At 65.4% G+C, this 9,913-nt stretch carries 10 protein-coding genes and 1 pseudogene; 7 read left to right on the top strand and 4 right to left on the bottom strand.

Annotation, left to right across the window (positions count from 1 at the left end; translation table 11 throughout):
- The 5 genes and pseudogenes from ACLP25_RS28785 to ACLP25_RS28765 form a co-directional block, all read left to right on the top strand.
- The coding region (locus ACLP25_RS28785) for a PAS domain-containing protein (protein ID WP_442472515.1) at positions 1-872 on the top strand (872 nt) is incomplete at its 5' end.
- 40 nt (positions 873-912) lie between these two features.
- A pseudogene (locus tag ACLP25_RS28780) lies at positions 913-2,145 on the top strand (ATP-binding response regulator); the annotation flags it as partial.
- A gap of 164 nt (positions 2,146-2,309) precedes the next feature.
- On the top strand, positions 2,310-2,474 hold the full coding sequence (locus ACLP25_RS28775; RefSeq protein ID WP_442472514.1) for a helix-turn-helix domain-containing protein: 165 nt from the start codon (positions 2,310-2,312) through the stop codon (positions 2,472-2,474).
- 218 nt (positions 2,475-2,692) lie between these two features.
- Positions 2,693-3,112, top strand: a complete 420-nt coding sequence (locus ACLP25_RS28770; protein ID WP_442472513.1) for a secondary thiamine-phosphate synthase enzyme YjbQ — start codon at positions 2,693-2,695, stop codon at positions 3,110-3,112.
- A 649-nt stretch (positions 3,113-3,761) separates the two neighbouring features.
- On the top strand, positions 3,762-4,436 hold the full coding sequence (locus ACLP25_RS28765; protein ID WP_442472512.1) for an HAD family hydrolase: 675 nt from the start codon (positions 3,762-3,764) through the stop codon (positions 4,434-4,436).
- A gap of 117 nt (positions 4,437-4,553) precedes the next feature.
- Here ACLP25_RS28765 and guaB read toward each other — a convergent pair whose 3' ends face one another.
- Together guaB and ACLP25_RS28755 are read right to left on the bottom strand one after the other, a co-directional pair.
- A complete protein-coding gene (guaB, locus tag ACLP25_RS28760) occupies positions 4,554-6,044 on the bottom strand; it encodes an IMP dehydrogenase (protein WP_442472511.1) in 1,491 nt (496 codons plus the stop codon).
- Between the two features lie 141 nt (positions 6,045-6,185).
- Entirely contained in the window at positions 6,186-6,434 is a 249-nt protein-coding gene (locus ACLP25_RS28755) for an antibiotic biosynthesis monooxygenase (RefSeq protein WP_442472510.1), read from the bottom strand.
- 127 nt (positions 6,435-6,561) lie between these two features.
- Between ACLP25_RS28755 and ACLP25_RS28750 the strand changes: the two genes are divergently transcribed.
- Positions 6,562-7,116 carry a Uma2 family endonuclease gene (locus ACLP25_RS28750; RefSeq protein ID WP_442472509.1) on the top strand — a complete coding sequence of 185 codons (555 nt, stop codon included), beginning with the start codon at positions 6,562-6,564 and terminating at the stop codon, positions 7,114-7,116.
- Positions 7,117-7,337: 221 nt separating this feature from the next.
- On the opposite strand, the gene ACLP25_RS28745 is transcribed toward ACLP25_RS28750, so the two are convergent.
- Positions 7,338-8,084 carry a glucose 1-dehydrogenase gene (locus ACLP25_RS28745; RefSeq protein ID WP_442472508.1) on the bottom strand — a complete coding sequence of 249 codons (747 nt, stop codon included), beginning with the start codon at positions 8,082-8,084 and terminating at the stop codon, positions 7,338-7,340.
- A 33-nt stretch (positions 8,085-8,117) separates the two neighbouring features.
- Positions 8,118-8,753 (bottom strand): glutathione S-transferase family protein, encoded by a 636-nt coding sequence (locus tag ACLP25_RS28740; RefSeq protein WP_442472507.1) that lies wholly within the window; start codon positions 8,751-8,753, stop codon positions 8,118-8,120.
- A gap of 98 nt (positions 8,754-8,851) precedes the next feature.
- Here ACLP25_RS28740 and ACLP25_RS28735 point away from each other — a divergent pair, with 98 nt between their 5' ends.
- Positions 8,852-9,895, top strand: a complete 1,044-nt coding sequence (locus tag ACLP25_RS28735; protein ID WP_442472506.1) for a GMP reductase — start codon at positions 8,852-8,854, stop codon at positions 9,893-9,895.
- Positions 9,896-9,913: the final 18 nt, after the last annotated feature.

Below are 9,913 nucleotides of genomic sequence, written 5' to 3'. Positions count from 1 at the left end.
GAAAATCCTCGACGCCCTCACCGACGATCCCCAAATCCTCGCAAAATCCCTCCGCCTCTCCTGACACGGCAAGAGAACCTGGGCAGTTACGAGAATTCTTCAGCGACCTGTGGCGGACAATCGCCGCAGGCCGAGTCTGGCGCGGCGAAATTCGAAATCGCGCCAAGGATGGCTCTATCTATTGGGTGGACACGACCATCGTGCCCTTCCTCGACGAGCGCGGAAAGTCGCGCCAATACGTGGCCATCCGCGCCGACATCACCGACAGAAAGCGCGCGGAAGAGCAGTTGCGCGAAAGCAAGGCGCTAGTGGTCTCCGCGTTTGAACAGATGCCCGTCGCTATTGGCGTGGTTGATATGACCGGCAAGTTCTTGTTGAAGAACTCGGGGATGTCCCGCTTCGCTGGGGAAAAGGTGCCGTTTTTTGATGACGAAGGCTATCACCGCTGGACCGTCTATCACGAGGATCGCGCCAAGATTGGTCAGTCGTACCTTCCCAGCGCCCGCGCATTGCAAGGAGAAACCGAGCCCGGCTTTGTCGCCGGATATCGCAACGACGATGGCGCCCTGACGTGGACGCGTGTCTCCGCGTCACCGCTGCGTGACGATACCGGCGCCATTACCGGCGCGATTTGCATCATAACTGACATCAGCGACGCCAAGCGGGCCGAGGAAGAGCTGCGAGAAAGTGAAAAAAGATTTCGGCTGCTGGCTGACGCGATACCGCATCTTGCGTGGATCGCCCATGCGGACGGCTATATCTATTGGTTCAACCAACGTTGGTACGAATATACGGGGACGACCCCGGAGCAGATGGAGGGCTGGGGCTGGAAACGCGTGCACGACCCGTTAGTGCTACCAGCGGGTCCTTGAACGCTGGTCGGCTTCTATCGAGACGGGGCAGCCATTTGACATGACATTCCCCTTGCGCGGGGCGGACGGCCAATTCCGGCCGTTTCTGACACGGGTCATGCCTCTTCTGGATCCGAAAGGACAGGTCATTCAGTGGTTCGGCACTAATACGCAAATCACCGAACAAAAAGAATTGGAAGAAGCGCTTCGCCAGGCAAAAATCGAAGCAGAACGAGCCAATCAAGCCAAGTCCAAATTTCTGGCGGCGACCAGCCATGATCTGCGCCAGCCGGTTCAGTCACTCGTGCTGCTGCTGCTCTCTCTCTTGGAACGCCAAGTCGCCAGCCACTCGAAAGCGGCCGAAACAGTAAATATGATGAAAGCTGCGATGAGTGGCTTGAATCGCCTGCTCAACGCCGTCCTCGACATTTCACGCCTAGACGCTGGGGTAGTGGTGCCTATTACGGAATTTGTCGACCTTGGCGCGTTGGTCAGCCGACTGGCGACGGAATACACGCCGAAAGCGGCGGATAAGGGCCTTCAATTCCGCGCGGAGCGGCGGCGGCTGTGCGCGAACACTGACCCCAATCTTCTGGAGCGCGCCCTGCGCAATTTGATCGAAAACGCCCTTCGCTGCACTACGGAGGGCGGCGTCCTCGTCGGGACTAGACGAAGAGGCGAGTTCGTCAGGATCGATGTGGTCGACACCGGCGTCGGCATCCCAGCCGACAAACAGACGGAAATCTTCGAGGAGTTCCACCAGTTGCACAATCCCGGCCGCGACCTTGGTTTGGGGCTAGGCTTGGGATTAGCCATCGTCGCCCGCCTCGCCGAGCTATTGGGCGCGAGGGTTGAAGTGGCTTCAAGGCTTGGGCGCGGTTCGCGCTTTTCGCTTTTGCTGCCTTTGGCTTTCGATATTGCACCGTCGGTCGCGGCGCAACCGCCGCCCGAAGATACTGGCGGCCGCGTCTTGATCATTGAGGACAACGCTATTTTGCGCCTTGGTCTTGAAGCGACGTTGAACGAATGGGGCTATGAAACTCTCCTCACGACATGTGGCGAGGACGCTCTCGATCTCGGCGCGAAGGACGGTTGGCGATTTGATGCAATCCTCACAGACCAACGGCTTGGCGCCGGGCTTACGGGGAGCGAAACCGCGAAGGAGATCAAGCGCCGGGCCGGCCGCGCCATCCCCACTTTGCTGCTGACCGGCGACACCGCCAAGGAGCGGATCGCCGAAATCGACGCGAGCGGCTTCTACTTGCTTCACAAGCCCGTTGCCACCGACGACCTGCGGCGTAAACTGGCTGAACCCCCTATCGATCAACCGGCGAATGGGGATCGATCAGTTCGGTACGACCGCTGCCGGCGGCTCCAATCGCCGCGCCTGCTCACAGTTAGGCGTAGTGCGTTGCTCAGGCGCGTTCGACGGGGCTCTTTGACGACGTCCGGAAAGTCTTGGACGACGTCCGGAAAGTCTTGGCGCTGGAATATCTCAAATCGACACAAGCCAGCGTGGAGGAGATATCGGAACTACTCGGCTTCACGGACGCCGCTAATTTCCGAAAGTCGTTCCGGCGCTGGACCGGAAAGCGACCAAGCAAGTGTCGTTTGACTCAATGACATCGCGCCGTCGTCGCGTGTTGTTAATGGGCCAACGCCTCCTTTGGGCCGACTCCGCCCCTACAGGCGTCGTCCATGGAGGTCCGCTTCCCGCCCGATCTGCAACGGAGCCGGGTCCAGCGCTCGATTTGCCGACACGAGGCGCGGAGCGGGACTCCGCTTCATCTCGCCGGTAAGCTCGGGCCGCATGACGCGACGCTTAAAGGAGGGCGGCAGCGATGAAATCCTATCGCAAGGAGCTTTGGTTCGAGACGCCGGGCCGCAGGGCGTTTCTCAATATCACCCCGCAAGTCGAGGCAGCGCTTCAGGAAAGCGGAGTTCAAGAGGGCCTCGTCCTCGTCAACGCGATGCACATTACCGCCTCCGTCTTCATCAACGACGACGAGCGCGGGCTGCACGCTGACTACGACGCCTGGCTGGAGAAACTTGCGCCCCACGAGCCGGTCTCGGCCTATCGCCACAACCGGACCGGCGAGGACAACGCCGACGCCCACATGAAGCGCCAGGTCATGGGCCGGGAGGTCGTGGTCGCCGTCACCGAAGGCCGACTCGACTTCGGGCCCTGGGAGCAGATTTTTTACGGCGAGTTCGACGGCGGCCGAAAAAAGCGCGTTCTGATCAAGATCATCGGCGCGTGAAGGCGCTCGCCCCACGGTCCGTCCGAACTATCGGTTCCGAAAAACAGAAGAACGTGCTACGCTTCTGTCTGTGGCCCTGGAACGGATCTTCAGGCGACGCGGCATGGAGGCGAGGCGCGTGACAGACTTGTCGACTCGGGCGGACGGGTTCGCCGGGTTTGCTTCAGCACCCGCGGGGCCGCATCCGCTGCGAAGCCTTTCTCGGCGGCCACAGGGCATACAGGCGCAGTCGTATTTTGTTGTAACTGCCAAACCGCCGCGCCGCGCGCCCCCACCACCGTCCTTTTCGGACGGTCCCCCCATTCCGCTTTCGCTTCATGGGGGAGGAGAGCGCCTTTCCTCCCCTGCGCGTCCGCGCGGGGGAGGGGGACCATGCGAAGCATGGTGGAGGGGGCGCTCGCCCAAGGTCGGACTCCTTGGCAATTGCATTTTGCTCGAAACTCGGAGTCAACGCCTTGAAAAACTTCAAAACACGGGTGAATAAGACCCCGCTTTCCGGCGCCGAACGCCTGTCGAACGCGCGCCGAACGCGTGTCGAAGCGCGCCCGAACGGCCGCCGGGCGGCGCTGTTGCCGGGCTCTTTGGCCGAGCCGTCCGGCTGTCACGCGTTTCTGGTAGGATGAGCCGACGCCCAGGCGAGGAGCCCCCCATGCGTATCGAGCCGGCCTTCCTCTTCGATCTCGACGGCACGCTGGTCGACAGCGTCTATCAGCACGTGCTCGCGTGGAAGGAGGCGCTGGACAACGAGGGCCTCGAGCTCAGCGTGTGGCGCATCCATCGCAAGATCGGCATGAGCGGCGGGCTGTTCACCAACCAGCTGATCCGCGAGACCGGGATACCAATCGACGAGGAGCGCGGCGAGCGGCTTCGCAGGGGCCACGCGCGCGCCTACCAGCGCATGGCCGACCACATTCGCCCGCTGCCCGGCGCGCGCGACCTGCTGGCCTGGCTGACCAGCGTCGGCATCGCCTGGGCGATCGCCACCAGCGGACGGATGGAGACGGCCGGCGTCAACCTCAGGGCGCTCGGGATCGATCCGGATAAGGTTCCGGTCGTCACGCGCGATGAGGTCAAGTACGCCAAGCCCGATCCGGACCTCTTCCTCGCTGCGGCCGAGAAGCTCGGCGCGCCGATCGAGACGGCAGTGGTGGTCGGGGACAGCATCTGGGACATGCGGGCGGCGGCGCGCTGCCGCGCGCTCGGGGTCGGCCTTTTATGCGGCGGCTACGGCGCCGAGGAGCTTCAAAAAGCCACCGCGTTCCGCGTCTACGAAGATCCCGCCGATCTCCTCGCCCATATCGACGAACTCGGAGGGCGGCGGTGAGCGCCGGCCGCGACAGAATAGAGTAAACTCCACCAAAAGGTCACGAAGGCGTTCGTGGTCCCTTCTGATCTCTTTGGTGAAGAAACAGGTATAACTTGCTGAAAAAGCGAGAGAAACCTACACCCCTGTCGGGTGATAGTTCGGGCTCTCTCTGGTGATCGCAACGTCGTGGACGTGGCTCTCGCGGAGCGCCGCGTTGGTGATGCGCATGAACTGGGCCTTGCGCTGGAAGACCGGGATGGTCTCGGCGCCGACGTAGCCCATCGCGGCACGCAGGCCGCCTGCGAGCTGGTGCAGGATCGCCCCGACCGGGCCGGCGTAGGGCACCTGGCCCTCGACCCCCTCCGGCACAAGCTTCATCTGGTCCTTCACATCCTGCTGGAAGTAGCGGTCGGCCGAGCCCTGCCCCATCGCGCCGAGCGAGCCCATGCCGCGGTAGCTCTTGTACGAGCGGCCCTGGTAGAGGAACACCTCGCCCGGGCTCTCGTCGGTTCCGGCGAGCAGCGAGCCGATCATCGCGCAGTCCGCCCCCGCCGCGATCGCCTTGGCGAGATCGCCCGAATATTTGATGCCCCCGTCGGCGATTACCGGCACGTCCGCCGCGCGGGCCGCCTCGGCCGCCTCGAGAATCGCCGAAAGCTGCGGCACGCCGACGCCCGCCACGATCCGGGTGGTGCAGATCGACCCCGGCCCGATGCCGACCTTGATCGCGTCGGCCCCGGCGTCGATCAGCGCCTGCGCCCCGTCGCGGGTCGCAACATTGCCGGCGATCACCGCGACCTTGTTGGAGGCGCGCTGGATGCGGCGGACCTGCTCGAGCACCTGCTCGGAATGCCCGTGGGCGGTGTCGACCACCAGGCAGTCGACGCCCGCCGCCATCAAGAGCTCGGCGCGCGCAAAACCCTTGTCGCCGACGGTGGTGGCGGCGGCGACCCTGAGGCGCCCATCCGCGTCCTTGGCCGCGTTGGGATGGGTGGTCGCCTTCTCGATGTCCTTGACGGTGATCAGGCCGACGCATCGGCCCGCCTCGTCGACCACCACCAGCTTCTCGATCCGGTGCTGGTGCAGGAGCCGGCGCGCCTCGTCCTGCGTGACCCCCTCCCCGACCGTGATCACCTTGCGGGTCATGAGCTCCGTCACCGGCTGGCGCGGATCGTCGGCGAAGCGCACGTCGCGGTTGGTGAGAATCCCGATCAGCCTGCCGGGCTTGCCATCCGGGCCCGGCTCGACCACCGGAATGCCGGAGATCGAGGCGCGACGCATGACCGCGAGCGCGTCGGCGAGGGTCGCGTCGGGGAAGATGGTGATCGGATCGACGACCATACCGCTCTCGAACCGCTTGACCTTTCGAACTTCCTCCGCCTGGTCGGCCGGGTCGAGATTGCGGTGGATGACGCCGATGCCGCCGGCCTGCGCCATGGCGATGGCGAGCCGCGCCTCTGTGACCGTATCCATCGCGGACGAGACGATCGGCAGATTGAGCGGGATGGCGCGGGTCAGTCGGGTGACGATGCTGACGCCGCTTGGCATCACGGTCGAATGGCCGGGCCGCAGGAGGACGTCGTCGAACGCCAGACCTTCGGGAAAGCCGTTCTCCAGGTTCGCCATCGCCATCGCCTTTGCTCGGTCGGCAGCCCTCGGGCCGCCTGCATGGCGCGGCTGCCTACCATGCCGAAGCGCAAGTTCCTAGGCGGGAGGCGCGGGCTGGCGCGAGAAACGCGCGGCGCACGCAAACAATCGCGCGCGCCTTCACTTCGGCAGCTTGTCCGCGATGACCTCGACCCGGACGATTTCCAGCGAGTTGGCGAACAGCTCCGGCGCCTTCGCCATGAGCGCCGCCGCGACCTTGCCGTTGAGGTGGGCGTCGCGGCCGTGCTCGTCGTCGAAAACGTCGAAGATCGCGAACGTGCTCGGCCCGAGCCGGAGCGCGAACCAGGCGCGGGTTTCGGGCTCCTCCATCTTGGCCTCGAGACGAACGTAAAGCGCGAGCGAAGTCATGTCGGGCTCCTATCGTCGCCCCCACTTAAGATTTTGCGGCTGGACTGCGCCGGGACGATGGCGCGGCGTCGCGGTCAGCGTGGACACCACACTTCGCCGGATACCGCGGGCGTGCTAGGTTTCGCCCATGTCGCACGTTTCTCCGACCCTCATGGACGTCGACGCCTTCTTTGTCTGGGCGCAGGGGCGCGACGGCCGCTGGGAATTGCGCGACGGGCAGCCCGTGCTGATGGCGCCCGAGAGCGCCATTCATGCGTTGACCAAATACGCGGCGCAAGAATCGCTCAAGGGCGCAATTCAGCGGGCCGGCCTTGCCTGCCGCATGTTTCCCGACGGGATGACGGTGAGGGTCGGCGCGAGAACGGCGTTCGAGCCCGACGCCCTCGTCGTTTGCCCTGCCCCGCCCGACCTCAATTCGATGGAGATCCCCAATCCCGTGGTCGTGGTCGAGGTCCTTTCGCCGAGCACGGCGGCGGACGACCACGGGCCGAAGCTCGACGGCTATTTCTCCGTGCCGAGCGTCGAGCACTATCTCATTCTCGACCCCGACCGCCGAGTGATGATCTGGCACAAGCGCGGACAGGCGGGGGCAATCGAAACCCGCATTCTTCGCGACGGCGCCATCCGGCTCGACCCGCCCGGGCTTGAGGCCGAAGTCGAGGGGTTTTTCCCGGCAGACTGAGTCTCGTCCGACGCCGGCACGAGAGGCCGCGATCTCGGGACGACCGTGGACGTCAAGTCTGGGCTCGAAGGGGGCGAGAAGCTGATCATGAGCGCCCCTCCCAGACCTCGCGGACGGTGCGAAAGTCAGAATCGCCGGCGACGCCCGCGTCAGCGCCGCCGCAGACGCACCGAAAGACGGTGCAACGACGCAGTAGACTTAAGACGCGGCTGGGGCGCCCGTCAGATGCAGCGCCCCCCGTCCACCTCGAGCACCACCCCGGTCAGGAACGCCGCGTCGTCGCTGGCGAGATAGAGCGCCGCGCCGCCGATATCGGCCGGGGTCGAAAACCGGCCGAGCGGCACGGTCGCCTTGAAGGCGGCGCGCTTTTCCGGCGTGTCCTCCCCCATGAACATGGCCAAGAGCGGCGTCTCGCCGGCGACCGGCGCCAGCGCGCAGACCCGGATCCGGTCGGGCGCCAGTTCGACCGCCATCGACTTCGTCATGACATGCACGGCGCCCTTGGAGGCGTTGTAGACGGTGAGGCCCGGCCGAGGCCTGAGCGCCGCCGTCGAGCCGACGTTGATGAAGACGCCGCCGCCCTGCGCCCGCATGTGCGGGACGAAGGCCTGGGCGGTGAGCAGCAGCGATTTCACGTTGACGGCGAAGATGCGGTCGAACTCCGCCTCCTCGACCTCCATCAGCGGCTTGTTGCGATGGGTGGTGCCCGCGTTGTTGACCACGATGTCGACTCGGCCGAACGCCTCGATCGCAGCTTTCGCCGCCCGGTCGACGTCCTCGCGCTTCGAGACGTCGGCCGTGAGCGCGATCGCCTGGGGGCCGAAGCGCTTTGCCGCCGCCTCGGCGATCTCCGCCCTGAGGTCCAGGCAGGCGACCCGCGCGCCCTCCCGGACGAATGTCTCGGCGACGCCGTAGCCAAAGCCCTGCCCCGCGCCGGTCACCAGCGCGGCCTTGCCTTTCAGTCGCATGGATCTCATCCCCTTCCCGGGCGCGTCTCTTGCTTAGCTCGCCTTCTTGCGCTCCTCGACGATCGCGTCGTCGATCGCCTTGGCGCGGATCGCGGCCGGGCGGGCGCTGATCAGCCCCCAGTAGCGCTCGAACGCCGGGCGCCTGTCGATCCCCCGGAACGCCATCCCCCAGCCGATCTGCGAGCCGACATAGACGTCGGCGGCGGTAAAGTGGTCTCCGGCGATGTATTCCGTCCGGTAAAGCGCGCCCTCCAGCGCGGCCAGCGTCCGCTCCATGTTGCCGTAACCGACCATGCCCTCCCGGTCCTGGGGGACCTCGCAGCCGAGCGCCTTGTCGGTGACCGCCGCCTCCACCGGCCCCGCGGCGAAGAACAGCCAGCGGTAGTACGGCCCGCGCTCGCGCGACGCCGGGGGCGGCGCGAGTCCGGCGGCGGGAAAGACGTCGGCCAGATAGGCGCAGATGGCGGCGGCTTCCGTGACGACCGTGTCGCCGTGGCGGATCGCCGGCACCTTGCCCATCGGATTGATCGCCAGATAGTCCGGGCTCTTCATCGAATGTCCGAACTCCAGGATCTTCGTCTCATAGGGCTGGCCGACCTCCTCCAGCATCCACCGGACGAGGCGGGCGCGGGACATAGGATGGGTGTAGAAGACCAGTTCGTCGCTCATGCCTCGCTCTCCGTTTGCGTCCCGATACGCTTCACCGGCCCTTTGTGATAGATCAATGACGAAAAGGCGATGCTCGCCTTCCCGAACCCGGACCGCTCATGCGCATCGAAACCGACGTCAAGCTGGATTTCAAGGACGTTCTGATCCGACCGAAGCGTTCGACGCTCAACACCCGCAGCGCGGTCGATGTCAACCGGGCGTTCCGCTTCCTGCACACAGGCTCGGAGTGGAAAGGGTTTCCGCTCATCGCCGCCAACATGGACGTGACCGGCACCCTGGCGATGGCCCGGGCGCTCGGTAAACATGGGGCGCTGACCGCCCTGCACAAGCATTATCCGGAGGACGAGCTCGTCAAGTTCTTCGCCGGGCCGGACGGCGCGCACGCCTTCTACTCCCTCGGGACGACCGCGGCCGACCTCAAGAAGCTCGCCGCCGTGGCCAAGCAAACGCCGGTCCGGCTCATCTGCCTCGACGTCGCCAACGGCTACTTCGAAAAGTTCCTCGACGTCGTCAAGCGGGTCCGCGACGACCACCCGGAGGCCGTCATCATGGCGGGCAACGTCGTGACCGGCGACATGACTGAGGCCCTGGTGATCGCCGGGGCCGACATCATCAAGATCGGGATCGGGCCGGGGTCGGTGTGCACGACGCGGCGCGTCACCGGCGTCGGCTATCCGCAGCTTTCCGCGATCATCGAATGCGCCGACGCCGCGCACGGCCTCAAGGGGCTCGTCTGCGCCGACGGCGGCTGCACGGTTCCCGGGGACATCGCCAAGGCCTACGGGGCCGGGGCGGATTTCGTGATGCTCGGCGGCATGCTCGCCGGCCACGACGAATGCGCCGGCGACATCCGCTACGAAACACGCGATGGCGAGAAGGTCCCGGTCAGCATGTCGTTCTACGGCATGTCGTCGGAGACGGCGATGAAGAAATACGCCGGCGGGGTCGCCCACTACCGGGCCGCCGAGGGCAAGAGCGTGGAGACGCCCTATCGCGGCCCGGTCGAAGGCACGATGGCCGGGATCATGGGCGGGGTGCGCTCGATGATGACCTATATCGGCGCGGCTCACCTCAAGGAGGTCTCCAAGCGGACGACCTTCGTCCGCGTCACGGCGCAGACGAACGACGTGTTCGGCGGCTAGCGGCCATTCTACTGACAA

The sequence above is a fragment of the Roseiarcus sp. genome, from assembly GCF_052145395.1.
Taxonomy (GTDB): Bacteria; Pseudomonadota; Alphaproteobacteria; order Rhizobiales; family Beijerinckiaceae; genus Roseiarcus.
Note: the sequence above shows the minus strand (reverse complement) of the source record. Positions and strands in the feature narration are given on the sequence as shown.